Source organism: Nocardia sp. NPDC004340, assembly GCF_053602575.1.
Map to the genome: position 1 here is coordinate 1,134,259 of NZ_JBSGDW010000001.1, position 23,728 is coordinate 1,157,986.

Genomic DNA, 23,728 nt, shown 5'->3' on the forward strand with positions numbered 1-23,728 from the left:
GCCCAGCCAGCGGTAGACACATCCGGCGGAATAAGCCACGCCGAGTAGCGAATACTCAGCGCGGCTCCAAAACCTCGGAGCCGACGAAAGGCACCAGCGCAGCGGGCACGCGCACCGAACCGTCCGCTTGCTGGTGGTTTTCCAGCAGCGCGACAATCCAGCGCGTTGTCGCCAATGTGCCATTCAGGGTGGCGGCGGTCTGCGGCTTGCCGTTCTCGTCGCGGTACCGGACATTCAGGCGACGGGCCTGGAACGTGGTGCAGTTCGAGGTCGAGGTGAGTTCGCGGTAGGTCTGCTGGGTGGGAACCCAAGCCTCGCAATCGAATTTGCGGGCGGCCGAGCTGCCCAGGTCGCCCGCCGCCACATCGATCACCCGGTAGGGCACCTCGATGGCGGCCAGCATCTCCCGCTCCCAGGCCAGCAGGCGCCGGTGTTCCTCGTCGGCCTGCTCCGGGGTGGTGTAGACGAACATCTCCACCTTGTCGAACTGGTGCACGCGGATGATGCCGCGGGTGTCCTTGCCGTAGCTGCCCGCCTCGCGACGGAAGCACGACGACCAGCCGGCGTAGCGCTTGGGACCGGCGCTCAGATCCAGGATCTCGCCCGAGTGATAACCCGCCAGCGGCACCTCCGAGGTGCCGACCAGGTACAGGTCGTCGTCCTCGAGGTGGTAGACCTCGGCCGAATGCTGGCCCAGGAAGCCGGTGCCCTGCATGATCTCCGGGCGCACCAGCACCGGCGGGATCATCATGGTGAAACCGTTCGCCGTCGCCTTCTGCGCGGCCAGCTGCAACAGGCCGAGCTGCAGCAGCGCGCCGTTGCCGGTCAGGAAGTAGAACCGCGAACCCGACACCTTCGCGCCGCGCTCCATGTCGATCAGGCCCAGCGACTCACCCAGATCCAGGTGGTCCTTCGGCTCGAAATCGAACTCGCGCGGCGTGCCGACCGTCTCGAGCACGATGTAGTCGTCCTCGCCGCCGGCGGGCGCGCCCTCCTGCACCACGTTCGACAGCGCGCGCTGGGCGGCGTCGAGGTCGGCGTCCGCGGCGTTCTCCGCCGCCTCCGCCTCCTTCACCTTCGCCGACAGCTCTTGGCCCACCTGGAGCAGCGCCGGGCGCTCCTCCTTGGAAGCCTTGCCGACCTTCTTGCCCAGGGCCTTCTGCTCGGCGCGCAGATTGTCGGCCGTCGCGACCGCCGCGCGACGGGCGGCATCCGCCTCGAGCAGGGCATCCACCAGGGACGGGTCCTCACCGCGAGCACGCTGCGAAGCACGGACCACGTCGGGGTTTTCCCGCAGGAATCGAAGGTCGATCATGGGTATTCAGCCTAGTGGGAAGGCGCCACCGGTTTTCGTGTAGGTCCGATCAATTCATCCACCCCACAACCAGGTGATTTCCGCCATAGGGTTAGCCCGATGGGACGGCAGGAGCCCGGGAGGGGCTCCGCCGTGGTCTTTCCGAGGAGTCACCATGCCCCAATACACCCCGCACACCGCCGATTTCGTCGTAGTCGGTGCCGGATCGGCGGGGGCCGCACTGGCCGCGAAACTGAGTGAGCGACCCGGCGTCAGCGTCGTGGTCCTGGAGGCCGGCGGCGAGGACACCGACAAGTTCGCGCACATTCCCGCCGCGTTCAACCAGCTGTTCCAGGGCGACAACGACTGGAACTACCGGACCGAGACCCAGCCCGAACTCAGCAACCGGCGCGTCTACTGGCCGCGCGGCAAGATGCTCGGCGGATCCTCCTCCATGAACGCCATGATGTGGGTGCGCGGCTTCGCCGCCGACTACGACGAATGGGCCCGCTACGCCGGACCCGAATGGTCCTTCGAGAACGTGCTGCCCTACTTCCAGCGGATCGAATCCGTGGAAGAGGCCAGCGAGGCCGGCGAAGGCCGCAAGGGACCGCTGCACATCTCCCGCCAGCGCAGCCCCCGCGCCCTCACCCACACCTACCTGCAGGCCGCCGCCGAAGCCGGATACCCGGTCGAACGCGCCAACGGCGATCGGCCGCAAGGGTTCTCGCAGACCATGGTGACCCAGAAGCGCGGCGCCCGGTGGAGCACCGCCGACGCCTACCTGCGGCCCGCCCGCCAGCAGGGCCGCAACCTCACCGTCGTCACCGACGCGCACGCCACCCGGGTGCTGTTCGAGGGCACCCGCGCCATCGGCGTGGAATTCCGGATCGGGGGCGAGACCAAGCAGATCAGCGCCAAACGCGAGGTCATCCTGTCCGGCGGCGCGATCAACAGCCCCCAGCTGCTCGAACTGTCCGGCATCGGCGACGGCGACCGGCTGCAGGAACTCGGCATCCCCGTGGTCCGGCACCTGCCCGAGGTCGGGCGCGGCCTGCGCGACCATCTGGCCGCCCCCATCGTCTACCGCACCACCGGCGGCAGCCTCTACGGCGCGGACAAGAACCTGCTCGAACTCGCCAACTACCTGGTGCTGCGGCGCGGGCAGCTCACCTCCAACATCGGTGAGGCGTACGGGTTCACCCGCAGCCGCGAGGACCTCGACCTGCCCGACCTGGAGCTGATCTTCGCGCCCGCCCCCTACATCGCCGAGGGCCTGGGCGAACCCGACGGGCACGCGCTCACCTTCGCCGCGGTGCTGCTCAAGCCGGAATCCATCGGCAGCGTCTCCATCACATCGCCGGATCCGTTCGTCGCGCCCCGCATCAATCCGCGCTACTGCGCCGAACCCGCCGACCGCGCCGCCCTGCTGGCCGGCCTGCGCACCTGCGTCGAGATCGCCAGTCAGCCCTCGCTGAAGGAGCACATCGGCGAGCTCATGCAGCCCGCCGTCCCGTCCGACACCGCGCTGGACGAGGTGCTGCGCCGCTGCCTCGAGGACCACTCGCACACGCTGTACCACCCGGTCGGCACCTGCGCGATGAGCCGCGACGAATCCAGCGTGGTGGACCCGGAGCTGCGGGTGCGCGGCATCGAGGGCCTGCGCGTCGCCGACACCTCGGTGATGCCGATGATCACCCGCGGCCACACCCACGCCCCGGCCGTCATGATCGGTGAGAAGGCCGCGGACTTGATCTTGTCCTGAGACGGCACGGGGGTGCGAAGCCGGTGGTTCGTGGCAGCGGCAGGGTGGCGCTGCAATGATGGACCGCGATGCCTGAGCAAAAGACGCCTTCGCAGTGGTCCGCGCCGTCCTCGCAGCGCCCCGGGTCGCCGTCCCGTCGCAAGCCGACGGCGACGGATCGACTGCTGACGCCCTTCCGCGCGGTGGAAGCCCAGCTGGACAAGAACGGTCCGCTCTCGGCGTCCACCGTGCGGTGGGGGTTGCTGGCCATGGCGGTCGGCGTCACGCTCGCCGTGCTCATCACCATGTTCGTCTCGCACGGCTTCGACTCCAACCGGGTGAAGGCGCACGCGCCGGGGGCCGCGCAGCCCACCGGCGCGGTCGCGGGCGCGGCCTTCGGCACCGCCAAGGAGGGCGACTGCCTGACCTGGACCAAGTCCAATGCCAGCGACCTGTCCAAGGTGGAGTGCGGCGGCAAGCACCTGTTCGAGGTGACCGCCGACATCGACCTGAGCAAGTACCCGGGCAAGGAGTTCGGGCCCGGCTCCCGCTTCCCGGACTCGCTGCGCTTCTCCGAACTGCGCGACGAGCACTGCGTGTCCGCCGCCCAGGAGTACCTCGGCGGGCGGCTCGACCCGCGCGGCAAATTCGTTGTCGGCCTGATCAATCCGGGTGAGGCGGGCTGGAAGGCGGGCGAGCGGACGCTGCGCTGCGGCCTGCAGGTCTCCGGCAGCCAGGGCCTGGCCACCAAGCCCATCACCGGCAGCGTGCGCGACATCAACCAGTCCAAGGTCTACGACGTGGGCACCTGCATCGGCATCAAGTCGAACCTGCCCACCGACCCGGTCGACTGCACCCAGCCGCACGCCTTCGAGATCGTCTCCACCGTGGACCTGGCCACCCACTTCAACGGCGGCCCGCCGTCGAAGGACGAGCAGGACAAGTACATGGAAGACCAGTGCGCCAAGGACGCCACCGACTACCTCGGCTCGCCCGACGCGCTGCGCAACAAGACCCTCACCCTGTTCTGGGACGCGCTCGACACCCGCAGCTGGGTGGCCGGCAGCCGCAGCCTCAACTGCCTGGTCGGCAAGGGTGCTGATCAGGAGGGCTTCGCGGCCATCACCGGATCGGCCAAGGGCGACATCCAGATCGACGGTCAGGCCCCGGTGCCGCCGCCCAACAACGGCCGCTACACACCGCCGCCGCTGCCCGGCGCGGTGCCGCCGGTCATCCCCCAGCCCCGCTAGTTCCGGGGGCAACGCAGTCATGTCCGTCTCCATGTCCGACGACCGCTTCGAGGAGCTGGTCGGCGACGCGCTCGACCTGATTCCGCCGGAGCTGGCCCGGGCGATCGACAATGTGGTGGTCCTCATCGAAGCGCGTAGCGACGAGGACCCCCACCTGCTCGGGCTCTACCACGGCATCGCCCTCACCGATCGGGACTTCAGCCACTACGGGGGCGCGCTGCCCGACACCATCACCATCTATCGCGACGCCATCCTCGAGATGTGCGGCAGCGAAGACGAGGTGGTCGAAGAGGTGGCGATCACGGTGATTCACGAGATAGCGCACTATTTCGGGATCGACGACGAACGGCTCCATCAGCTCGGCTGGGGCTGATCCGCGGAAGCCGGGAACCGGTCGGCAGACCTCTGCGTCCAATCTCCATAACCGGAGGAAGAACGTAGAGAGGGAGCCCGATCATGGTTGGCCACGTCCTCGTGCAGCCCGAGGTGATCCTCGCGGCCGCGCTCGAACTCGACCTGCTCGCCGAACGCCTGACGGCCGCCGCCGGCGCGACCGCACCGGCGACCCACGTGCTCCCCTCCGGCACCGAAGAGGTGTCCTTCCTGGCCGCCGCGCACTTCAACACCGCCGCGCTGACCCACGACCGGTCCGTCGCCCAGGGCATTCTCGAACTGCACCACGCCGCCGCCACCCTGCGCAGCCAGCTGGCCCAGTACCTGGCCCTGGACGCAGAGCGGGCGGCCGGTATCGCGGCGATCCAGGTGTAGAGGGGGAGACACGCATGACCTTGGGGGTCACGGGGGTCTTCTGGCTGCCTCGCATGGCCGAGATCAACTCCATCTCGCTCAATGCCGGGGCGCATGCGATTCCCATCGCGGCCGCGGGCAGCGCCTGGGGCGGGCTCACCGCCGCCTGGATGGACGCCACCGCCACGGTGGCGCGGGTGATGGCCGAGATCGGGATCGGACTCGAGGGCGTCAACGGTCTGAACGTGCTGGCCCGGCTCGGCGGGTTCACCGTCTGGGCCGAACAGCAGGCCGTCATGGCGGGCGTGATGTCGGGCAAGGCCAACACCCATGCGACCGCGTACACCGTGGCCTCCATCGCCATGCCGAGCCTGCCGGAGATCGCGCTGGTCGAGACCGCGCGGGTGGCCGCGTACTCGTCCGGCGGGGCGCTCAACGGCAGCGCGGAGGCGGCCGAGGCCGCGAAGCTGGCGCTCGACATCCGCGCCGCGCTGGTGATGGAAACCTATGAGGCGGCAACGAGTTCGATGGTCGCCACGCCGGGACAGTTCCTGATGCCGCCGCCCATCGCGCTGGGCGCGGGCTCGGCGAATGCGGGCGGGGACGCGTTCACCCTCAGTGGTGATCCGGTGCAGGCGGCCCTGGGCGCGGCGGCCGCGCTGGCGCAGAATCCGGCGGTCACGAGCGCGCTGTCCCAGGTCGCCCAAGCGGCCGGGACAGTCGCCACCAGTGGCGTCAGCAGCGTGGGAAACGTTGCGAGCACCGCGATTACGGCCATCGCCAACGCGACGACGTCGACTCCGGGATTCGAGACGCCGATTCTGCCCGGCACCGCGGCGGTCGCGACCGCCGGCGGGGCGGCACTCACCACGCAGACCGTGTCCTACTCCGGCAGTGGAGGATCGGTGAATATCGGCAATGGCGCGGGCATGCTGCGACTGCCCGAGGGCTGGGGCGTGGGCCTCGGACGCCCCAGCGGTGCACCGGTTCCCGTCGCACCGGTCGTCGAAACCATGGGCACGCCCGCCACGACTACGGCTGCGACCGCGATGCGGTCGACCGGCACCGGTCCGCTGCTCGGTACACAGGGCAGCGACGAGGAGGAGACGCGCCGCCACGACTACGGCCGATCGGTGGAGGTGTTCGCCGACGGCCGGGTGATCGCGCCCGCGGTCATCGGGGGCGACGTCCTGGCCGACCGGTGAACGTCCTCGGCGAGGGCCGCGGGCCGTCACTGCTCGGCTCGGTCACGTTGTCCCTCGACGAAATGCAGTATCTCCAGGAGATATTGGGGATCGATGAGCTGCCGGTGGTGCTGAATGCCTTGGGGCGCTACGACAATGCCGCTGACCACGCTGCCGCTATGGCCACTGCGGCCGCCACACTGGCCGAACGCGAACTGCTCGACGACGATCCGGGCGCCCCGGGTCACGACCGCGACGGGTCCTCCGGCGCTACCCCGACCAGCCCTTACCCGAGCCAGGTCCATCCGGAGCTTTCCGAACGGCTGCTCGCGCTCTACCGGCCGCACTGGGTGCTGGCGATGCGCTGGTACGTCGAGGATCAGGTCAATCGGCTCTGTATCGCCAAGGGCGATGACATGGATGTGGTCGCGCTGCGCGGCCTCGGGTCCTATGTCATCGACGAGGCGAGCCACGATCTCCCCGGCACCGTGCTGGCCGCGCTCGGCTCGGCCGATCCGCTGGAACTGTCCGGAATGCACGCGCCCACCGAGGATCTGGCGCCGATCTTCGACGACGCGGGCGACGCCGCCACCACGGAGGCCCGCCTGAGCACGGTGTGCGATCCGGCGCGGGACGCGCAGGTCATCGCATCGGCGCTGGTGCAGGTGTATTCGCACGCGGAGATCGTCGGCGTCCGCTACGGCGACGGCGTACGTGAGGTCGCCGAGAATCACCTCGCCGTGTACAACACCCGCCACGGCCGGTTCGTCGCCATCACCACCACCGCCGAGGACGGGACCAGGTGGACGTCCTTCGCGAGCGGCACCCCCGCCCGGCTGCGCACGGCGTTGCGGGATCTCGCCGAATCCCTCCCGCTGCGTGCCGAATTCGGGTCCTAACCCATCGGGTCGTCGCCGGTGCCGGCGAAGGCGCCGGTGAACGGCGCGGGAAAGCGGCCCCAGCGGGTGCACTCCCAGCGGTCGTCCTCGAACGGCTGCAGCTCGATGGTCTCGGTGTTGTCGAGGTGGTTGTTGGCGGCGAAAAGCCGTGGCACCCCGGTGAGTTCACGCGACACCAGGCGCATGGCCGCACCGTGGCTGACCACGATGATATCGCCGGCGCCGGGCTGGGTCAGGTAGTCGTCGCGTAGTCGGCGCAGGGCGGGCAGGTAGCGGGCGAGCACGTCCTCGCCGGATTCGCCGCCCGGGATCCGCACGCTCAGATCACCGAAATGCCAAGCGTGATAGACCTTCTGGAATGCCAGGTGCGCGTCCCGGCTGGTCTGGCCCTCCAGGTCGCCGAGCTGCACTTCCTGCAGGTCGTCGAGCACGTTGAGCGCGACGCCGGTCGCGGACTCGATGTAGCCGCCGGTCTGGCGGGCCCGCAGCGCCTGCGACGAGAACAGCTGTTGCGGCGGCGCGATCAGGTTCGCGCCGAAGTTCTTGGCCTGGGTCACACCGCGTTCGGTGAGCGGCAGGCCGGGCAGCCGGGTGTCGAGGATCTTGCCCACATTGCCCTCGGTCTCGCCGTGGCGGACCAGGATGAGTTTGCCGCTCACAGGTCGGCCACCCCCTTCTTCAGATCGGCCAGCCAGGCCGCGGCGGGCGCGTCCGGTGGCGGCGGGGTGCCGGTGGCCGCGGTGGCGGGCCAGGACCCGAGGAACCGGATCCGGGCGGCGGTGCGGTGCAATGCCTTCAGGGCCTCGGCGACAGCGGTGTCGTCGATGTGTCCGACACAGTCCAGGTAGAAGCGATAGGTCCCCATGCCGGTGCGCGTCGGCCGGGACTCGATGCGGGTGAGATCGATTCCGCGGGTGGCGAACTCGGCGAACGCCCGCATCAGCGAACCCGGTTCGTTGGCCAGCTCCAGCACGATCGAGGTGCGATCCGTACCCGTCCGCGCCGGGGCCGGTTGCGGCGGCGCGACCAATACGAAGCGGGTGACGGCGCGCTCCACGTCGGCGACGCCGTCGGCGAGGGTGGTCAGTCCCAGGCGCTCACCCGCCAGTGTGGTGGAGACCGCGGCCTCGGCGTGCCCGGCCACCACATCCTCGGCGGCGGCGGCATTCGATGCCGAGGTGTACATCTCGGCCAGCGGCATGTTCACGGCCAGCCACATGCGCACCTGCGCGGCCGCGACCGGATAGGCGGCGATGCGGCGCACCTGGTCGAGCGCGATGCCGGGGCGGCCCACGATCGTGAACGCCACATCCAGATCGGTCTCCGCGACGATCTGTAATCGCGGGCCGACGGCCAGCGCGTCCAGTGTGGGCGCGATCGAACCCTCCACCGAGCTCTCGATCGGCACCACCGCGCCCGCCGCCTTACCGGCGCGGACCAGTTCGACGGCGGCACCCTGACTCGGGGCGGGGACACGCTCGACCGGTCCATCGAAGGCTCCGGTGGACTCGAGTTTGGCGAGGGCCATCTCGGTGAAGGTTCCCGACGGCCCGAAGTAGGCGATACGCGGCACGGTTACGACAGTACTTGCGTGCGCGCGGTCACCCCCCGCTTTGTCCGACTCCCGGGTAACTTTCGGCGAAATCCACGGTGTCGCCATAAAAACCGCAGGCCCGGACGCCGGGAGGGCGGACCGGAGACCAGTTGCGGGGCGGATTCAGCCGCCCAGAACCGCCAATCCGGTTCGCACGGCAACCTCATCCGAGGTCTCGATGGCGAGCAGGACATCGCGGAAAGCCTCGACCGCGGGCGGCTGCAGGCCGGTCAGGAACGCGGTGTCGGGGGTGGTCAGTGCGGTGCGGATGTCCTCGCCGCAGAGGGCGGCCACGGTCGCGGCGACAGCGGCCAGGGCGCGCTCGCCGGAGTCGGTGCGGGCCACGAAACCGGTGTCGCCGTGCACGATTCGCACCAGGAACTCCGAGACCGCCTCGTCGTCGAGGCTGAGGTCCAGGATCTCGACGGCCGGGTCGGCGGTGATCGGGCGGACCAGGTCCTCGGTGAGCCCGCGGGCCGGGCGCGGCGGGACGGACAGGCTCAGCGCGACCGGTTCGGGCGCGTGCGATGAATCGTGCGGCACGCCCCCACGGTAATGGCCCCGGCAGGCCGCCTGACCTCGACCCCGAGGGTGCGCGCGGGGGCGGCGCGGTCCCGGCGGGCGGGGGAACGTCTTGCGCGAGCGACCTGCGTCACTTAGCTTAGGTTTACCTAATTCACCCCCGGAGGTGTCCATGACGCACGCGGCCCAGGTCGTCGCGCCCACAACCGCCGAACGCGTGCACAGCGCCTGCGCGCACGCCGAACACGCGGTCCTGGCCCTACCCGGCCTCGACCCCGTGCCCACCTCCGTGCACCTGCTGCGGCAGTGCGGCGACATGGTGATGGCGGTGCCGATGAACTCCACCGCCGCGGGACTCGTGCACGGCTGCGGCGTGAACGGCTCCCCCGCGGTGCTCGAACTCACCGACCAGGCGCCACTGGCCCTGCGCGAACGCGTCCGCGCCCTGGTCTGGCTGCGCGGCTGGGCACACGCGGTGCCCGCGCACTCACAGCGCGCCCTCGCCGGGGCGATCGCCACCGACCACCCGCACCCCGACCTGCTCGATATCGGGCACACCGCCACCCTGCTGCGGCTGGTCATCGACTCCGCCGTGGTGGCCGACACCTCCGGGGCCGCCTCGGTCGACCGCGAACAACTCCGCGACGCCCGGCCCGACCCGTTCTGCGCGCTGGAAGCCGGTTGGCTGCAACACCTTCAGGCCGACCACCCCGACGTGGTCGACCGGCTGGCCCGCCGCCTCCCGCACGCCCTGCGCCGCGGCGCGCTCATCCACCCGCTGGCCATCGACCGGTACGGCGTCACCCTGCGCGTCGAGGCCATCGAGGCCGACCACGACGTCCGCATCCCCTTCGAGGCCCCCGCCGACGACATCGAATCGCTCAGCCGCGCGGTACACGCCTTGGCGGGCAACCCCTTCCACGGCGGGATGCACCGGATCTGACGCCGCCGCGCCTAGATTGGCGGCATGGTTTCGGCTGATCCCGCGCCCGTCTGGCCCGCTCCCGAGTCGTCCGAACAGGGGCGCCGGGCGATCACCCTCGAGATCGCGGTGGTGCTGGTCGTCACCTTCGGGCTGAGCGGGGCCAACGCGGCACTGTCACTGCTGGAGAGCGCCCTCTCCCCCGGCGGGGTCGGCGGGCAGACCGTGGCGCTCAATCCCTCGCGCGCCACCCAATCGGCCATCGACCTGCTGTTCCAGCTGTTGAGCGTGGCGCGGCTGCTCGGATGGGCGGCGCTGGGGATATATCTGTTGTGGCGCAGCGGGATCGCGCCGCGGGCCATCGGGCTGGCACGGTCACTGCGGTGGCGCGCGGACGTGCTGCCCGGACTGCTGCTCACCGCGGTGATCGGAATTCCCGGACTCGGGTTGTATCTGGCGGCGCACGCCCTCGGCGTGAGTGTGACCATCGTCCCCAGTTCGCTCGAACACTGGTGGCGACTCCCCATGCTGGTGCTGGCCGCCTGGGCCAACTCCGCGGCCGAGGAAGTGCTCGTTGTGGCCTATCTCATCACCCGGCTGCGGGCGCTCGGCTGGACCGAGAACCGGTCCCTGCTGGCGTCGGCGCTACTGCGCGGCAGCTACCACCTGTACCAGGGTCTCGGCGGCGGGCTCGGAAACCTGGTGATGGGGTTGATCTTCGGGCGCTACTGGCAACGCACCAACCGGCTGTGGCCGCTGCTGCTCGCACACGCCCTCATCGATACCATCGCCTACCTCGGGTACGCCTTACTGCGCGGACATGTCTCCTGGCTGCCGTGAATCCGCTCGGAAAGCGGCGCGGCGCGGGCGCGGTCGGTACTGTTTCCAGTAATGAACGGCGACGACCCCCAGCACTTTGCACGGATGCGCCGGGAGCCGCCGCCGGGACACCCGGGTGAGCGCCCGGCCCACCCGCAGCGCCCGATGGCGAATCCCGGGCAACCACAGCGGCCTTCGGCTCCACGGCAGCCCATGCCCGATCGAGCGCGGAACTACGACCCGCCCGTTAACGACGGCGGCCCGCGGGTAGAACCAAACCAGGTGATCCGACGCGATGAATCCGGTCAGGCCCTGGCGTATTCACAGGTGCCACCGCACCGGAACCCCGACCCGCGACAGCGGCCGCCCGGGAACCGGATGCCGCCGCCGGGCAATCGCATGCCACCCCCCGGGAATCGGGTTCCGCCCCAGGGTGATCGGATGCCCGCCCGGACCGCCACGCCCATGGGACACGCGCCCACCCAGCAGCCGGTCCCCTTCCACGAGGACCCGCCCCGCACTCCCCCGCCACCGCTGCCGGGCCAACGCCGCGGCGGCGACGGCCGCCCCCCGCGCGACGCCCGGCCGCGCCGCAAACGGCACTGGTTCCGCTGGATCCTGTCGCTGCTGGTGGTGCTGCTCGTGCTGCCCATCGCGGCGGCCATCTATGTCGACACCCATCTGACGCGGATCGACGTGCTCGCGGACTACTCCGGACGGGTCGGCGACACGCCCGGGACGAATTGGCTTCTGGTCGGATCCGACAGCCGCGCGGGGCTCTCGCAGGCGCAGGAAGACGAGTTGTCGACCGGGTCCGATGTGGAGGGCGAACGCACCGACACCGTGATCCTGGTCCACATCCCCAAATCCGGGCGGCCCACGCTGGTCAGCCTCCCGCGCGACTCCTATGTGAACATCCCGGGCGTCGGCAAGGACAAGCTCAACGCTGCATTCTCGGTGGGCGGCGCGAAATTGCTGGCCCGCACCGTGGAAGGCGCGACCGGCGTGCACATCGACCACTACGTGCAGATCGGATTCGGCGGCTTCGCCAATATCGTGGACGCGGTCGGCGGCATCGATATGTGCCTGGACCAGCCGATGAAAGACCCCTTGGCGGGTATCGATCTGCCGGCGGGCTGCCAGACCCTGAGCGGCCCGAACGCACTGGGTTTCGTGCGTTCCCGCGCCACGCCGCGCGCCGATCTGGATCGCATGCTGAATCAGCGCAAATTCCTCAGCGCACTGTTGAAGAAGGCGTCGAGCCCGGGCACGCTGGCCAATCCGTTCCGATCCTGGCCGCTGGTACGGGATCTCACCTCGGCGTTGAAAGTCGATGACGGTGCGCACGTGTGGAATCTGGCGGGCCTGGGCAATGCGCTGAGCAGTGATCCGATCACCACGACGGTGCCGGTCGGCGGCTTCGAGAATGTCTCCGGCAGCGGCAATGTGCTGCTCTGGGACAAGACCAAGGCGAGTGCGTTCTTCGACGCGCTGGCCAAGGATCAACAGATCCCGGCGGACCTGATCACCACGGTCGGAAGTTAGTTCGAATTAGGCAATACTTGCCTCAATAAGGCTGTGCTCAATAAGGCTGCACTTGGATGACACGCGGTTTTACCAGGATTAATGTCTTCCGCATGTCCACCCGAACCCAGACCAAGCGCAGCAAGTTCCAGGCCCTGCTGCAGGATCAGATCCGCAACGAATTCAATGCCGAGCACCAGTACATCGCGGTGGCATTGTGGTTCGACAATGCCGATCTTCCGGTCCTGGCCAAGTATTTCTACAAGCAGGCCGTGGAAGAGCGCAATCACGCGATGATGATCGCGCAGTACCTGATCGACCAGGACATCAGTGTCGAGATGCCCGGGGTCGATTCCGCCACTTCGCATTTCGCGAACGCCAAGGAGCCGATCGCGCTCGCCGTCGCGCAGGAGCAGTCGGTCACCGACCAGATCGTCCAGCTCGCCAAGACCGCCCGCGAAGAGGGCGACTACCAGGGCGAGCAGTTCATGCAGTGGTTCCTCAAGGAGCAGGTCGAGGAAGTCGCCACCATGAAGACCCTGCTCACCGTCGCCGAGCGGGCCAGCGCGAATCTGTTCGACCTGGAGAATTTCGTGCAGCGGGAAATGAGCAGCCCGAAGGACGCGTCCGGCGCGCCGCACGCCGCGGGTGGCTCGCTGTAACAGGCGAATCACGGCAATAACCCGTGGGGCCGAAGACGATTCGGCTCCGTCCGGTGGATAGACGACACAGGCCCGGTCCGAAACTTCGGACCGGGCCTGTTGCCGTATCGCGCGGAAATCCGCGGACGGTCAGCGCAAGGTGACCTGACGCGAGCGCAGGCCGTCGCGGGAACGACGCTCGTCGGAGGTCAGCGGGGCGTCCGACTTCAGCGCGGCCGCCAGCTTCTCGCCGAATTCGCGTGCGGGGGCTTCCCATTCGCTGGCGTGGCGCTCGCGGTCCAGGTCGAAGACCGGCACCAGCAGGCCGTGGGTGCGGAAGGAGCCCGCGAACCGCGAACCCTCGCCCAGGTGCAGGTCTCCGGCGGCGTGCAGGCGGGCCAGGGCCAGCATCAGCTGGTCCTCGTCCTCGGGGCGCACCCAGCGGATGTGCGCCTTCTCGCCGGCGTCGACCCACCAGGCCGCGCCGATCGCGTCCGCGCCCAGCTCCAGGCGGGCCGACGGCATGATGGCCCGGTTGGCCTGCTCGATGGTGGCGGCCACCTGCGGGTCCGGGGTGACGCCCGCGGGCACCCACCAGTTGAAGTCCTGGTGCACCGTGAGGTCCAGGGCCGCACCGGAATCCAGCACCTCGGTCAGCGGGGCGCCGCCGACGCTGGCGGCGGCGAGCGAGTCGCCGGGGGTGGCGGACTGGGTCCACAGGATGGCGGCGGCCAGATCCGCGGCGGGATCGGCCGACTGGAACTGCACCTGCGTGCCAACGAAACCGACCGGCTCGTCACCGGCCCGCACCAGCGCGGCGACCGCACCCGGCAGCACGGTGGCGAGGGTGACCTCACGCTCCGCGCCGACGCTCGGCGTCAGCTTCAAGGTCGCGGTCGCCGACGGCACGAACTCCCGTAGCGCGACCAGATCGCATTCCGCGGCCAGGCCCGCGAAGGGCCGCGTCACGGTCGACGCCGCCGCCTCCTGTTCGGCACGGCGGGCGGCCAGCTTCTGCGCCCGATTGGAGTCCGGCTTGGGACTGTTGCGCTTGCTCTTACCCATGGTTGGCAAACCTACTGTGCCTTTGGCCCTACGCTGCGCTCCGGGCAGGGTTCGCGGCCCCTGGTCCCGATTCTTCCCTCCTCCGCTCCTCCGCTTCGCTCCCCCGCTCCAAGGCGGAGGTCTATCAAGCCGCAGTCCAGAATCGGGACGGCCGCGAACCTTGGGTAATGCGCCTTGCAAGGGCGAGGGTTATGCGGTGGTGAGCACGGCCTTGGTGCGGGCGGGGTGGTTGGTGGCCACCCAGTCCACGCCGAGGTCGGCGCAGAGCTGAATGTCCTCGGGGTCGTCGCAGGTCCAGACGTAGGTGGCGCGGCCCGCGGCGGCGGCCTTGTCGACCAGATCCGGGTGCTCGCGCAGGGTGCGGACCGACGGGCCGATGGCGGTCGCGCCGACGGTGTGCGCCGCGCCGCCGGACAGGTACAGCGAGGACTCGCCCAGCAGCACCGTCGGCAACAGCGGGGCCGCGCGGCGAATGCGCCAGACCGCGGTCGCGGCGAACGACATGACCACGGCGCGTGAATGATCCGCGGAGGCGGGTGCGCCGATGCCGTAGTGGTTCAGCTCGTTGAGCAGGGTGGTCTCGACCAGCGCGCCGTACCGGACCGGGTGCTTGGTCTCGATGAAGAGCTTGGTGGGACGGCTCTTCCAGTCCAGCACCAGCTCGATGAGCTCGCGCAGGGTGAGCACGCCCTCCGGTTCCGCGGCGGTGCCGAAGTTCAGGGCCTTCAGCTCCTCGAGCGTCATCTCGCTGACCGCGCCGGTCCCGTTCGCGGTGCGGTCCACCGTGCGGTCGTGCACGCAGACCAGGTGCCCGTCGCGGGTCAGGCGGATATCGCATTCGACGCCGTCGGCGCCCTCCTGCAGGGCGAGATCGTAGGCGGCGAGGGTGTGTTCGGGTCGCGCCACGGACGCCCCCCGGTGCGCCACCACGAACGGCGCGCGACTGGCCCGGCTCACTTCGCCACTACCTCCTGTTGCTCCGCGTCCGGAGCTGCCTGTACAGCGTTCCCGGCGGCGGCCTCATCCCCGACCACAGCATCATCCCCGACCGGAGCCGCGGGCGCGCGCCGCACGGGCTCGATCAGCGGGCGCGCCGGGCCGGTCGCGATCAGCCAGCGGCGCGGCACCTTCGGACGACCCTGCAGATCCAGGCCCGCGAACGCGCGCACCAAGCCCAGCGAGGCCACCGCGACACCGGCCGCGACCAGATCCGTCCACATCGCCACCAGCACGCCGTCGGCCTGCACCTGCAGCGAATCCGTCAATCGGTAGCCCAGCGCCACCAGCACCAGCACCGCGTTCGACAGCCAAGCGGCCCACCAGATCCGGACCGCGCGCAGCAGCCGCGGATCACCGTCGCCGGTGCGCTGCGCCGCCTCGGTCAGGAAGATGCCCGGCCAGATCAGGTTCGCGACCGGCACTACACAGCCGAGCACCAGCGACAGCAGCGACCGCGAATCCGACTCGCCCACATTCGCGTACGCGGCGCGGCGGGTCTCGGCGAGCCAGCCGACCAGCGCCACCGCCGACAGCAGGGCCAGCGCCAGCGCCAGGGTCGCCGAGACGGTCACGGCGGCATCGGAGATCCACAGCAGCCAGGGCTGGATGAGCCGGGTGCGATTGCGCAGCAGGATCCCGTAGCGGCCCAGTTCGGCCAGCGCCGCCACCACGAAGACGGCCGCGGTCGCGATGAGCAACCGGTCCAACCGGTCGGTCCAGGCGGCCAGCGGGCGGTACGGCTCGGGAGCTTCGGCCGGGGGCCGGTCGTGCAGTCCCCAGCGCGGAATCTGCTGATAGCGCGGCGTCTCCGTGGAACCCGGGCGCCGGACGGGCTGGGCAGCAGGGGATTTGCGCCCCGGCGGGCGGGCCACCCAGCGGTAGTTGCGGCGGTCGGCGGGCGCGTCCACCGGGGCCGGTGACAGCAGCACGCCGTGACAGCGCGGGCACCAGTGCAGCGGTTTGCCCTGAACCGCCCAGCGAGCACCGCAGCGGGCGCACGGCTGTACAACGGCGGATCGCGATCGGCCCACCTGTCCCCCGTTCATCGCTCCACCTCTCCGCGCCTAGTAGATCTTCGCCTCGGGACCGTCCCCGGCGAGCGGACGGCCGGTCTGCTGCCAGGCCACCATGCCACCGGAGACATTGATCGCCTCGTAACCGATCTGGTTCAGGAACTCCACCACCGCGATGGACCGGCCGCCCTGCCGGCAGATCACGTAGATCTCGGCGTCGATGTCCAGGTCGTCGAGCCGGGCGGGGACGTCGGTCATGGGGATGTGGATGGCGCCGGGCGCGCGGCCGAGCTGCCACTCGTCGTCCTCGCGGACGTCGAGGAGCTGGGCCGGTACGGGCGCGGCGGAGCCCCAGCCGTCCGCGGCGTCGAATTCCGCGGGCACCTCATCGATGGGCACCGAGGGCACGTGGGGGTTCGTCACGGTTTCGATCCTGCCACGCGCGCGCGAGGGCTGTGGAGTTCCGTACCTGCACAGGGTTGGTTTCGGGAGTTATCCACATAATCCACAACCTGATCCACAGGTTGATAGACGACTGATTCGTCCGGGTCGGCCGATCCGGAAGTCCCCTCCCCGTTCCGGAGCGGCCGACCCGAAGGCCTGTCTCAGAAGGCCTCATCCAGTCTGACGCCGCAGGTCGGCCCGCGGTTCCATTCGCACCGGAAAAACACGACATAACTAGAGAAAACCGGAAATCCACGGTCCAGCCAGGCAAGATCGGTAGCCTGGCGCTATGACTGTGAGCAGGGGGCTACTCGACGGCCTGGATATCAAGGGACTGAACCTCGCGCTGTCGGAGGCGACCTGCCTCGGCATCGACGTCGATCCGGCGGCGGCCACGCTGAGGCTGGAATTGGACGTCTTGACTCTCCCCGCGGACGGCCCGCCACCGGCCGACTGCGACATCTACCTCAACCTCCTCGGCGTCAGCCGGATCGCCGCCTCCCTGCGCCGCCAGCGCTGGGACGACCTCGAGCCGATTGTGCTTCCGCTCACCGTCGACGGCCTGCACGACGCCGTCAACAGCTTCGGCGGCGGCGCGCTGCACGGGTGGGACTTCCTCGACCTCAGCGACAGCTCCTGGAGCCAGTGGCGCAAGCTGCTCAGCTTCGACACGGTGCTGCGCGACGAACCCGGCGCCCACCTGATGGAGTTCTCCCAGGAGGAGGGCATCGACCCGCGCGAACTCGACATCCGCGTCTGGTTCGACGCCGCCGAGGTCACCGACAAGCAGGGCAATCCGATCCCGTTGCCGGAGTTCATCGCCGGCGGCGTGCGCTGGTGGCAGGCCCACGACGCGGGCGACCCGCGCACCCAGCGACCGGACGTGGTCCCGCCGCTCTAGGCGGCGGTCACCCCGGTCGCATGATCGGGGCAGTAACCGCCGGGGTTCTTCGCCAGGTACTGCTGGTGATAGCCCTCGGCGTAGAAGAACGCGGAAAGGTCCGGGAGCGGGGCGATCTCGGTGGTGATCTCCCCGAACCCGGCCGCCGACAAGCGTTCCTGATAGTCGGCCCGCGACGCCGCGGCCGTCCGCGCCTGCTCGTCGTCGAGGGTGAAGACGGCCGAACGGTATTGGGTGCCGCGATCATTGCCCTGCCGCATGGTCTGGGTCGGATCGTGGTGCTCCCAGAACCGCCGCAGGATCGCGGCGTAGTCGATCACCCGCGGATCGAAGACCACCAGCACGGATTCGGTGTGACCGGTACGGCCCGAACAGGTTTCCTCATAGGTCGGGTTCGGGGTGTAGCCGCCCGCGTAGCCCACGGCCGTGCAGTACACGCCCTCCAATTCCCAGAACCCCTGCTCGGCGCCCCAGAAACAACCCATGGCCAGCACCGCGAGTTGCGTGCCCGCCGGAAACGGGGGTTTGAAGGAATGACCGCTGACGTAGTGCTTGCCGGGCACGACCAGCGGTTCGGAACGCCCGGGCAGAGCTTGCCCGGGAGTCACCATGGTCGGCTCCGGCAGTCGCAAGCGACCGACGAACTCGTCGTACCACGACATGACTCCAGGCTACGGGACGTGTAGGAGATATATCTGGGCCGGAATGCGGGGGCACGCAGCCCGGTTGCGAACGAGCGGGTGTACGAATGATGGTTGGGTGCGCCTCGGATCATGCCGAGGGCACGCGGCCCCCCGACACGGAAAGGGACATCGTGGCTGTTTACACGTTGCCAGAACTCGATTACGACTACAGCGCCCTGGAGCCCTTCATCTCCGGGCAGATCAACGAGATCCACCACACCAAGCACCACGCCGCCTACGTCGCGGGCGTCAACGCTGCCCTCGAGAAGCTGGAAGAGGCGCGGGCCAAGGACGACCACGCCGCCATCTTCCTCAACGAGAAGAACCTCGCGTTCCACCTCGGTGGCCACGTGAACCACTCCATCTGGTGGAAGAGCCTGTCCAAGGACGGCGGCGACAAGCCGGTCGGCGACCTGGCCTCGGCCATCGACGAGGAGTTCGGCTCCTTCGACAAGTTCGTCGCGCAGTTCTCCGCCGCGGCCAACGGCCTGCAGGGCTCCGGCTGGGCCTGGCTGGGCTACGACACCCTGGGCAACAAGCTGCTCACCTTCCAGCTCACCGACCAGCAGGGCAACGTGCCGCTCGGCATCATCCCGCTGCTCGGCCTGGACATGTGGGAGCACGCCTTCTACCTGCAGTACAAGAACGTCAAGGCCGACTACGTGAAGGCGTTCTGGAACGTCGTCAACTGGGCGGAGATCCAGGACCGCTACTCCAAGGCGGTTTCGCAGGGCAAGGGCCTGATCTTCGGCTGACGCCCCCTCATGCTTGCGGAGGCCCGCGAACCGGTCGGTTCGCGGGCCTTTCGGCATTTCAGGGGGCCGGGTGCTAGCACTCTTTGGTACTTGTGTGCCAGTTAGCTTCGGGTACAACCTGGTGTTCCCACTGGCAACACCGGGCACAGCCGCCCCCTGGGAAGTTCGGGAGGCACATCATGAGTGGTCAGATCGGCGTCATGCCCTTCCAGGCCCATGGTTCGCTGCAAGGATTCGTGATCTCCGGACGCTGGCCCGACTCCACCAAGGAATGGGCGCAACTGCTGGTACTGGCCGTGCGAGTGGCCGGATTGCCGGGCCTGCTGCCCACGTCGACGGTGTTCGGAGCACGGGAAGAGCTGCCCGACGACCCCGATCCGGCCATGGTGGGGCTGGTGATCGCGGAAGGGCCCGTACTCGGGGACGAAGCGTTGCAGCCCGGCAGGTTTGCCGGACATGTGCCACCGGCCTTGATCATGTTGCATCCGCCGCGCGAAACGCGACCCTCACTGCCCGAGTGCTCGGGCGCGGCCTCGGGCTGCCTGCTGCTGCCGGGCCTGCCGCATCTGGGGCTGGAACACCGCGCGGCCTGGGTGGAGACCGATTCCGACGGTGCGGTGACCTCGATGGTTTCGCGAGTCGGGGTGGATCCGATCAGTGATCCCGACACCGCGGTTCTGGCTATGCTGCTGGCCGCGTAAGGGAACCCGAAACCTTCCGGCAGCATCGCCAAACTTATTGCGCGCATTGCGATTTGGACGACAGCGGTTTGCATGCGCCCGGTTTGCCGGAGTAAAGTTGCCCCCGAGCGAAGGGGAGTAGCCCCCAATCACGTCGTCGACATACTGATCCCCCGGGATCCGGCACGTGAACCGGAGTCTTCCGGTGGGCGAGACCTTCGGCCGACAAGAACCAAACCGATTTACCGGTGCGGTGTCGGCTGAAGCGCCCCCGCATTCAGCCGACAGGCCGGAGACCTGGGAGCTGACTTCATGATCGCCACGATATTGCTGAGTTTCGGCGTGCTGTTCCTCGCCGAACTGGGCGACAAATCTCAGCTCATGGCGCTGACCTTCGCGCTGCGCTACCACTGGTGGACCGTGCTGTCCGGCATCACCGTCGCCAGCGTGCTGGTGAACCTGATCGCGGTCGGCGTCGGCCACTTCCTCGGCGCGGCCCTGCCGACCGGCGTCATCTCGCTGTTCGCCGCCGCCACCCTGATCGGCGTCGGCCTCTGGACCCTGCGCGAGACCCTCTCGAACTCCTCGGACGCCGATGACGAGGTCGCGCCGCAGGTCAGGTCCCGGTCCGCGTTCCTGGTCGTGCTGTCGGCCTTCCTGCTCGCCGAGCTCGGCGACCGCACCATGTTCGCCACCATGGCACTGGCCACCAACAACAACTGGGTCGCGGTGTGGATCGGTTCGGTCGCGGGCATGGTGGCCGCGGGCGCGCTGGCCATCGTGATCGGCGTGACCGTCGGCAAGCACATCCCGGAGCGGATCATCGCGGTCTGCTCTGGCCTGCTGTTCCTGTACTTCGGTGCGCTCACCCTGCTCGAGGCCTTCGCGCACGGGCTGGGCACCCCGCTGGCCGCGCTGCTGTCGCTGGCGCTGCCCGCCCTCGCCGGCGGCGTGCTGCTGGTGCTGCGCCGGCGCGCCGGGACCCCGGCCGGTTCAGTCGCCGAGCACGTTGTCGCCGAACAGGTCCCCGCTGCGCCGCACGAGGTCCAGTAGCGGCGCGCGCAATTCGCGCAATCCCTCCGGGTCGCCGACCGCGATGCGCGCGGTGACCATCGAGCTCAGCGCGGCGACCAGGGTCTGACAGGCGAAACGCTGCGACTCGGTCTCGGCGCCCAGCACGTCGGCGACCATGGCCACGAAGGTTTCCTGCAGGTGGGTGCGCCGCGCGATGGCCTCCGGGCCCGCGGCGTACACCTCGACGAGAAACACCCGGGCGTAAGCCGGTTGGGCGGCCAGCGCCTCCAGATACGCGCCGAGCAGCCGTTCCATCCGTTCGGTGCGCGTCTCCCCGTCGAACTCGGCGCCGGTGGCCGCCAGGATGCCGGTCAGCATGAGTTCCGTGGCCCGCTCGTAGGCGGCCTCGAAACAGTCCTCCTTGGAACGGAATTGCTCGTAGAAGGTTTCACGGGAAACCCCCGCGCGCTTGATGACCGCGGCCACCGGCGTTCCGACATAACCGTTCTCGGCCATCGCCTCGGCCATGGCGGCCAGGATGCGGTCGCGCTGGGCGGCCACCACGTGCTCCCGGGGCAGGCCGTGACGGCCGCGGGGTAGTTGGCGGGTTGCCGATTCGGTCATACGCGGGACTCCAGGTGGCCTCGGTCGTTCAGGCGAGCTTTCTCATTCTGCGGGGCCGGGCCGGTTGCTCGGTGGTGAACCCCGTTGGTTCCGTATCGGCGATGGCCAGTCCACTCGCTACACCCCGGCGCAGCGAGAAGTCGATCAGGTGCTGGGTGAGCGGGCGGCACCACAGCGCCATGCTCACCCAATACGGCGAGACGATGTGGCGGGAACGGCGGGCCAGCGCCCGCTCACAGGCGTCGATGGCCGGGCCCAGCGGGGCGACGCCGGAGACGGTGGACCGGCCCAGAATGCTGCGGGCGGCCTCGGTGCCGAAGCCGCGGCTGGTCATCTCGGTGTCGAGTTCGGCGAAATAGGCCATGCCCACTTTGGCCCCGGTGTGCCGCAATTCGATGCGCAGGGTGTCGCCGAGCGCCTCGACCGCGGCCTTCGAGGCGCTGTACGCCCCGGCCAGGGGCAGATGGATGGCGGCGGCCAGCGAGGAGACGATCAGGATGTAGCCGCCCGGGTGCGCGATGTGCGGTCCGGCGGCGCGCATCGTGTAGTAGACGCCCAGCACATTGACGGCGAGGGTCTCCTCGAGCACGGTCGGGTCGCCGCCGAGCAGGGACAGCTGCCGGGCGATGCCCGCGTTGCAGACCACCGCGTCCAGGCCGCCCAGTTCCGCGGTCAGCGAGTTCACCACCCGTTCCACCTGGGCCGGGTCACCGATATCGCAGTACCGCCAGGGCGCGTCGCCGCATTCGCTCGCGACCTGGGCCAGCAGCGTCTCCTCGATGCCGAGCAGCGCGACGTGCGCCCCGTGCGCGTGCAGCTGACGGGCGAGCGCGGCCCCGATGCCGCGGGCCGCGCCCGTGATCAGGATGCGTTTGCCGGCCACGCGCGGGATCCGGCGGCGGAAACCACGGCGATGACCGACCGTGCTGGCGTTCATGAGCTGAAAATACCACTTCGACGAACACCCGTGTTCGCAAATCTCGAGAGCCTGTTGTGTAGGCCCGCACACAGTCCCGCTAGGGTGCCTATTGACGGATGGCCAGCGAGAGGGCCGTCCCTTGTCGAGAGGACCAAACCGTGGAGATTTCGGGCTCCGCCGCCATTGTCACCGGAGGTGCTTCCGGTCTGGGTGCGGCCACCGCCAAGCGTTTCGCCGATGCCGGCGCGACCGTGTTCGGCCTGGATCTGGCTCAGTCCATCGAGCGTGCGGGTGACAATGTCCCGGCCGGCGTCACCCTCATCCCGACCGACGTCACCAGCGGTGACGAGGTGGCCGCCGCGGTCGCCAAGGTCGTGGAATCCGGTGTGCCGCTGCGCATCGTCGTCAACTGCGCCGGCGTGGGCTGGGCGGGACGCATCCTGTCCAAGAACGGCCCGCACGACCTCGAGCTGTTCCGCACGGTCATCACCGTGAACCTGCTCGGCTCCTTCAACGTCATGCGCCTGGCCGCCGACGCCATCGCCAAGACCGATCCGGTCGACGAGTACGGCTCGCGCGGCGTCATCATCAACACCGCCTCGGTCGCGGCCTTCGAGGGCCAGATCGGGCAGATCGCCTACTCCGCCTCCAAGGGCGGCGTCGCCGGCATGACCATCCCGGCCGCGCGTGACCTCGCGCAGTTCGGCATCCGCGTGAACACCATCGCGCCCGGCATCATCGACACCCCGATGCTCGCCGGCGTCACCGAGGAGTACCGCAAGGGCCTCGAGTCCGGCGTGCCGTTCCCGTCCCGCCTCGGTCGCCCGGACGAGTACGCGCAGCTCGCGCAGTACATCACCGAGCACGACTACTTGAACGGCGAGACCATCCGTATGGACGGCGCCCTCCGTATGGCTCCGCGCTAACCGCTGTGAACAACACAAGGCCCGCACCGGAATCCGGTGCGGGCCTTGTTATTTCACGTGTGGGGAGCGGGGTGCGACCCCGCGGCCTCCCTTAGTGCGGGCGAACAGCGGCCGCCTGGGGGCCCTTCTTGCCCTCGGTGATCTCGAACGAGACCGCCTGGCCCTCCTCGAGCTGACGGTAGCCGTTGCCCTCGATCTCCGAGTAGTGGACGAAAACGTCGGGGCCGTCCTCGCGGGCGATGAAGCCGTAGCCCTTCTCCGCGTTGAACCACTTGACGGTGCCCTGAACCATTACCTTCTCCTGACGAGGTGTTTCTTTTTATTGCGTGGGCGTCGCGGCTGCGACACCCGGGTCGATCAGAAGGCGGCTTGCAACTTGACTGGCAAGGTGAAGCAACGCCCGCACACTGTTCCGCGCGAGCATGTTGAAACACGAACACGAAAAACTTACGACCAAGACATACAACGTACGCCCCGGCCGCTAGTTCCCGGAAATCACCGAGCATGCGCACCGTCACATCTCGACCCGGCTGAGCATGACCGATTCCCGCTCGCTATGGATCGG

27 protein-coding genes are annotated in these 23,728 nt (G+C 69.1%); 15 read left to right on the forward strand and 12 right to left on the reverse strand.

Going from position 1 to position 23,728, the window contains the following annotated elements; all coding sequences use genetic code 11:
- Window positions 1-55: 55 nt before the first annotated feature.
- Window positions 56-1,315 carry a serine--tRNA ligase gene (serS, locus tag ACWEOI_RS04950; RefSeq protein ID WP_433669644.1) on the reverse strand — a complete coding sequence of 420 codons (1,260 nt, stop codon included), beginning with the start codon at window positions 1,313-1,315 and terminating at the stop codon, window positions 56-58.
- Window positions 1,316-1,469: 154 nt separating this feature from the next.
- Between serS and ACWEOI_RS04955 the strand changes: the two genes are divergently transcribed.
- The 6 genes from ACWEOI_RS04955 to ACWEOI_RS04980 all read left to right on the forward strand — a co-directional run bounded on the left by ACWEOI_RS04955 (window position 1,470) and on the right by ACWEOI_RS04980 (window position 7,118).
- Window positions 1,470-3,059, forward strand: a complete 1,590-nt coding sequence (locus ACWEOI_RS04955; RefSeq protein WP_433669642.1) for a GMC family oxidoreductase N-terminal domain-containing protein — start codon at window positions 1,470-1,472, stop codon at window positions 3,057-3,059.
- A 68-nt stretch (window positions 3,060-3,127) separates the two neighbouring features.
- Window positions 3,128-4,288 carry a septum formation family protein gene (locus tag ACWEOI_RS04960; RefSeq protein ID WP_452358975.1) on the forward strand — a complete coding sequence of 387 codons (1,161 nt, stop codon included), beginning with the start codon at window positions 3,128-3,130 and terminating at the stop codon, window positions 4,286-4,288.
- A gap of 19 nt (window positions 4,289-4,307) precedes the next feature.
- Entirely contained in the window at window positions 4,308-4,661 is a 354-nt protein-coding gene (locus ACWEOI_RS04965) for a metallopeptidase family protein (protein WP_433669638.1), read from the forward strand.
- An 83-nt stretch (window positions 4,662-4,744) separates the two neighbouring features.
- Window positions 4,745-5,056 carry a PE domain-containing protein gene (locus tag ACWEOI_RS04970; RefSeq protein WP_452358976.1) on the forward strand — a complete coding sequence of 104 codons (312 nt, stop codon included), beginning with the start codon at window positions 4,745-4,747 and terminating at the stop codon, window positions 5,054-5,056.
- A 14-nt stretch (window positions 5,057-5,070) separates the two neighbouring features.
- Window positions 5,071-6,240 carry a PPE domain-containing protein gene (locus ACWEOI_RS04975; RefSeq protein ID WP_452358977.1) on the forward strand — a complete coding sequence of 390 codons (1,170 nt, stop codon included), beginning with the start codon at window positions 5,071-5,073 and terminating at the stop codon, window positions 6,238-6,240.
- The gene (locus ACWEOI_RS04980) at window positions 6,237-7,118 is read left to right on the forward strand and encodes an ESX secretion-associated protein EspG (protein ID WP_452358978.1); all 882 of its coding nucleotides are present in this window, start codon (window positions 6,237-6,239) and stop codon (window positions 7,116-7,118) included. Before ACWEOI_RS04975 ends, ACWEOI_RS04980 begins: the two co-directional genes overlap by 4 nt.
- On the opposite strand, the gene ACWEOI_RS04985 is transcribed toward ACWEOI_RS04980, so the two are convergent.
- The 3 genes from ACWEOI_RS04985 to ACWEOI_RS04995 form a co-directional block, all read right to left on the reverse strand.
- Window positions 7,115-7,777, reverse strand: a complete 663-nt coding sequence (locus ACWEOI_RS04985; protein WP_452358979.1) for a histidine phosphatase family protein — start codon at window positions 7,775-7,777, stop codon at window positions 7,115-7,117. The two genes, ACWEOI_RS04980 and ACWEOI_RS04985, sit on opposite strands and share 4 nt — an antisense overlap.
- Window positions 7,774-8,691: a prephenate dehydratase gene (gene pheA / locus ACWEOI_RS04990; protein ID WP_433669630.1), complete on the reverse strand. Its 918-nt coding sequence runs from the start codon at window positions 8,689-8,691 to the stop codon at window positions 7,774-7,776. The genes ACWEOI_RS04985 and pheA overlap by 4 nt, the downstream gene beginning before the upstream one ends.
- Window positions 8,692-8,835: 144 nt before the next feature.
- The gene (locus tag ACWEOI_RS04995) at window positions 8,836-9,255 is read right to left on the reverse strand and encodes a hypothetical protein (protein WP_452358980.1); all 420 of its coding nucleotides are present in this window, start codon (window positions 9,253-9,255) and stop codon (window positions 8,836-8,838) included.
- Window positions 9,256-9,406: 151 nt separating this feature from the next.
- Here ACWEOI_RS04995 and ACWEOI_RS05000 point away from each other — a divergent pair, with 151 nt between their 5' ends.
- From ACWEOI_RS05000 to ACWEOI_RS05015, 4 genes are all read left to right on the forward strand, one after another.
- Window positions 9,407-10,177, forward strand: a complete 771-nt coding sequence (locus tag ACWEOI_RS05000; protein ID WP_379103123.1) for a DUF2470 domain-containing protein — start codon at window positions 9,407-9,409, stop codon at window positions 10,175-10,177.
- A gap of 24 nt (window positions 10,178-10,201) precedes the next feature.
- Window positions 10,202-10,996: a CPBP family glutamic-type intramembrane protease gene (locus tag ACWEOI_RS05005; RefSeq protein WP_433669627.1), complete on the forward strand. Its 795-nt coding sequence runs from the start codon at window positions 10,202-10,204 to the stop codon at window positions 10,994-10,996.
- A 51-nt stretch (window positions 10,997-11,047) separates the two neighbouring features.
- Window positions 11,048-12,520: an LCP family glycopolymer transferase gene (locus tag ACWEOI_RS05010; protein WP_452358981.1), complete on the forward strand. Its 1,473-nt coding sequence runs from the start codon at window positions 11,048-11,050 to the stop codon at window positions 12,518-12,520.
- Between the two features lie 92 nt (window positions 12,521-12,612).
- Window positions 12,613-13,161 (forward strand): ferritin, encoded by a 549-nt coding sequence (locus ACWEOI_RS05015; RefSeq protein ID WP_357088354.1) that lies wholly within the window; start codon window positions 12,613-12,615, stop codon window positions 13,159-13,161.
- Window positions 13,162-13,290: 129 nt separating this feature from the next.
- Here the strand turns inward: ACWEOI_RS05015 and ACWEOI_RS05020 are convergent, their stop codons facing one another.
- From ACWEOI_RS05020 to ACWEOI_RS05035, 4 genes are all read right to left on the reverse strand, one after another.
- Window positions 13,291-14,205 carry a DUF5926 family protein gene (locus tag ACWEOI_RS05020; protein WP_452358982.1) on the reverse strand — a complete coding sequence of 305 codons (915 nt, stop codon included), beginning with the start codon at window positions 14,203-14,205 and terminating at the stop codon, window positions 13,291-13,293.
- Window positions 14,206-14,394: 189 nt separating this feature from the next.
- Window positions 14,395-15,162 carry a glycerophosphodiester phosphodiesterase gene (locus ACWEOI_RS05025; RefSeq protein WP_433669622.1) on the reverse strand — a complete coding sequence of 256 codons (768 nt, stop codon included), beginning with the start codon at window positions 15,160-15,162 and terminating at the stop codon, window positions 14,395-14,397.
- On the reverse strand, window positions 15,159-16,133 hold the full coding sequence (locus tag ACWEOI_RS05030) for a DUF4328 domain-containing protein (RefSeq protein WP_452358983.1): 975 nt from the start codon (window positions 16,131-16,133) through the stop codon (window positions 15,159-15,161). Before ACWEOI_RS05030 ends, ACWEOI_RS05025 begins: the two co-directional genes overlap by 4 nt.
- 135 nt (window positions 16,134-16,268) lie before the next feature.
- Window positions 16,269-16,640 carry a rhodanese-like domain-containing protein gene (locus tag ACWEOI_RS05035; protein ID WP_433669619.1) on the reverse strand — a complete coding sequence of 124 codons (372 nt, stop codon included), beginning with the start codon at window positions 16,638-16,640 and terminating at the stop codon, window positions 16,269-16,271.
- 310 nt (window positions 16,641-16,950) lie between these two features.
- Here ACWEOI_RS05035 and ACWEOI_RS05040 point away from each other — a divergent pair, with 310 nt between their 5' ends.
- Window positions 16,951-17,562 (forward strand): hypothetical protein, encoded by a 612-nt coding sequence (locus tag ACWEOI_RS05040; RefSeq protein ID WP_433669617.1) that lies wholly within the window; start codon window positions 16,951-16,953, stop codon window positions 17,560-17,562.
- Here ACWEOI_RS05040 and msrA read toward each other — a convergent pair.
- A complete protein-coding gene (gene msrA, locus ACWEOI_RS05045) occupies window positions 17,559-18,224 on the reverse strand; it encodes a peptide-methionine (S)-S-oxide reductase MsrA (protein ID WP_433669615.1) in 666 nt (221 codons plus the stop codon). The genes ACWEOI_RS05040 and msrA overlap by 4 nt on opposite strands.
- Window positions 18,225-18,376: 152 nt before the next feature.
- Between msrA and ACWEOI_RS05050 the strand changes: the two genes are divergently transcribed.
- From ACWEOI_RS05050 to ACWEOI_RS05060, 3 genes are all read left to right on the forward strand, one after another.
- Window positions 18,377-19,000: a superoxide dismutase gene (locus tag ACWEOI_RS05050; RefSeq protein WP_357088365.1), complete on the forward strand. Its 624-nt coding sequence runs from the start codon at window positions 18,377-18,379 to the stop codon at window positions 18,998-19,000.
- 179 nt (window positions 19,001-19,179) lie between these two features.
- A complete protein-coding gene (locus ACWEOI_RS05055) occupies window positions 19,180-19,701 on the forward strand; it encodes a peptidase (protein WP_357088368.1) in 522 nt (173 codons plus the stop codon).
- Between the two features lie 291 nt (window positions 19,702-19,992).
- A complete protein-coding gene (locus ACWEOI_RS05060) occupies window positions 19,993-20,733 on the forward strand; it encodes a TMEM165/GDT1 family protein (RefSeq protein ID WP_433669613.1) in 741 nt (246 codons plus the stop codon).
- Here ACWEOI_RS05060 and ACWEOI_RS05065 read toward each other — a convergent pair.
- The gene (locus tag ACWEOI_RS05065; protein ID WP_452358984.1) at window positions 20,674-21,318 is read right to left on the reverse strand and encodes a TetR/AcrR family transcriptional regulator; all 645 of its coding nucleotides are present in this window, start codon (window positions 21,316-21,318) and stop codon (window positions 20,674-20,676) included. The two genes, ACWEOI_RS05060 and ACWEOI_RS05065, sit on opposite strands and share 60 nt — an antisense overlap.
- A 28-nt stretch (window positions 21,319-21,346) precedes the next feature.
- Window positions 21,347-22,255 (reverse strand): SDR family NAD(P)-dependent oxidoreductase, encoded by a 909-nt coding sequence (locus ACWEOI_RS05070; RefSeq protein WP_433669610.1) that lies wholly within the window; start codon window positions 22,253-22,255, stop codon window positions 21,347-21,349.
- A gap of 140 nt (window positions 22,256-22,395) precedes the next feature.
- Here ACWEOI_RS05070 and ACWEOI_RS05075 point away from each other — a divergent pair, with 140 nt between their 5' ends.
- Window positions 22,396-23,163, forward strand: coding sequence for an SDR family NAD(P)-dependent oxidoreductase (locus tag ACWEOI_RS05075; RefSeq protein WP_452358985.1), 768 nt, complete (start codon window positions 22,396-22,398; stop codon window positions 23,161-23,163).
- 91 nt (window positions 23,164-23,254) lie between these two features.
- Here the strand turns inward: ACWEOI_RS05075 and ACWEOI_RS05080 are convergent, their stop codons facing one another.
- The gene (locus tag ACWEOI_RS05080; protein WP_033085228.1) at window positions 23,255-23,455 is read right to left on the reverse strand and encodes a cold-shock protein; all 201 of its coding nucleotides are present in this window, start codon (window positions 23,453-23,455) and stop codon (window positions 23,255-23,257) included.
- Window positions 23,456-23,728 lie beyond the last annotated feature (273 nt).

Excerpts from the sequence above, each read along its gene's own strand:
- serS (WP_433669644.1), bottom strand. The coding sequence starts at position 1,315 with ATGATCGACCTTCGATTCCTGCGGGAAAACCCCGACGTGGTCCGTGCT.
- ACWEOI_RS04955 (WP_433669642.1), top strand. The coding sequence starts at position 1,470 with ATGCCCCAATACACCCCGCACACCGCCGATTTCGTCGTAGTCGGTGCC.
- ACWEOI_RS04960 (WP_452358975.1), top strand. The coding sequence starts at position 3,128 with ATGCCTGAGCAAAAGACGCCTTCGCAGTGGTCCGCGCCGTCCTCGCAG.
- ACWEOI_RS04965 (WP_433669638.1), top strand. The coding sequence starts at position 4,308 with ATGTCCGTCTCCATGTCCGACGACCGCTTCGAGGAGCTGGTCGGCGAC.
- ACWEOI_RS04970 (WP_452358976.1), top strand. The coding sequence starts at position 4,745 with ATGGTTGGCCACGTCCTCGTGCAGCCCGAGGTGATCCTCGCGGCCGCG.
- ACWEOI_RS04975 (WP_452358977.1), top strand. The coding sequence starts at position 5,071 with ATGACCTTGGGGGTCACGGGGGTCTTCTGGCTGCCTCGCATGGCCGAG.
- ACWEOI_RS05000 (WP_379103123.1), top strand. The coding sequence starts at position 9,407 with ATGACGCACGCGGCCCAGGTCGTCGCGCCCACAACCGCCGAACGCGTG.
- ACWEOI_RS05005 (WP_433669627.1), top strand. The coding sequence starts at position 10,202 with ATGGTTTCGGCTGATCCCGCGCCCGTCTGGCCCGCTCCCGAGTCGTCC.
- ACWEOI_RS05010 (WP_452358981.1), top strand. The coding sequence starts at position 11,048 with ATGAACGGCGACGACCCCCAGCACTTTGCACGGATGCGCCGGGAGCCG.
- ACWEOI_RS05015 (WP_357088354.1), top strand. The coding sequence starts at position 12,613 with ATGTCCACCCGAACCCAGACCAAGCGCAGCAAGTTCCAGGCCCTGCTG.
- ACWEOI_RS05020 (WP_452358982.1), bottom strand. The coding sequence starts at position 14,205 with ATGGGTAAGAGCAAGCGCAACAGTCCCAAGCCGGACTCCAATCGGGCG.
- ACWEOI_RS05040 (WP_433669617.1), top strand. The coding sequence starts at position 16,951 with ATGACTGTGAGCAGGGGGCTACTCGACGGCCTGGATATCAAGGGACTG.
- msrA (WP_433669615.1), bottom strand. The coding sequence starts at position 18,224 with ATGTCGTGGTACGACGAGTTCGTCGGTCGCTTGCGACTGCCGGAGCCG.
- ACWEOI_RS05055 (WP_357088368.1), top strand. The coding sequence starts at position 19,180 with ATGAGTGGTCAGATCGGCGTCATGCCCTTCCAGGCCCATGGTTCGCTG.
- ACWEOI_RS05060 (WP_433669613.1), top strand. The coding sequence starts at position 19,993 with ATGATCGCCACGATATTGCTGAGTTTCGGCGTGCTGTTCCTCGCCGAA.
- ACWEOI_RS05065 (WP_452358984.1), bottom strand. The coding sequence starts at position 21,318 with ATGACCGAATCGGCAACCCGCCAACTACCCCGCGGCCGTCACGGCCTG.
- ACWEOI_RS05070 (WP_433669610.1), bottom strand. The coding sequence starts at position 22,255 with ATGAACGCCAGCACGGTCGGTCATCGCCGTGGTTTCCGCCGCCGGATC.
- ACWEOI_RS05080 (WP_033085228.1), bottom strand. The coding sequence starts at position 23,455 with ATGGTTCAGGGCACCGTCAAGTGGTTCAACGCGGAGAAGGGCTACGGC.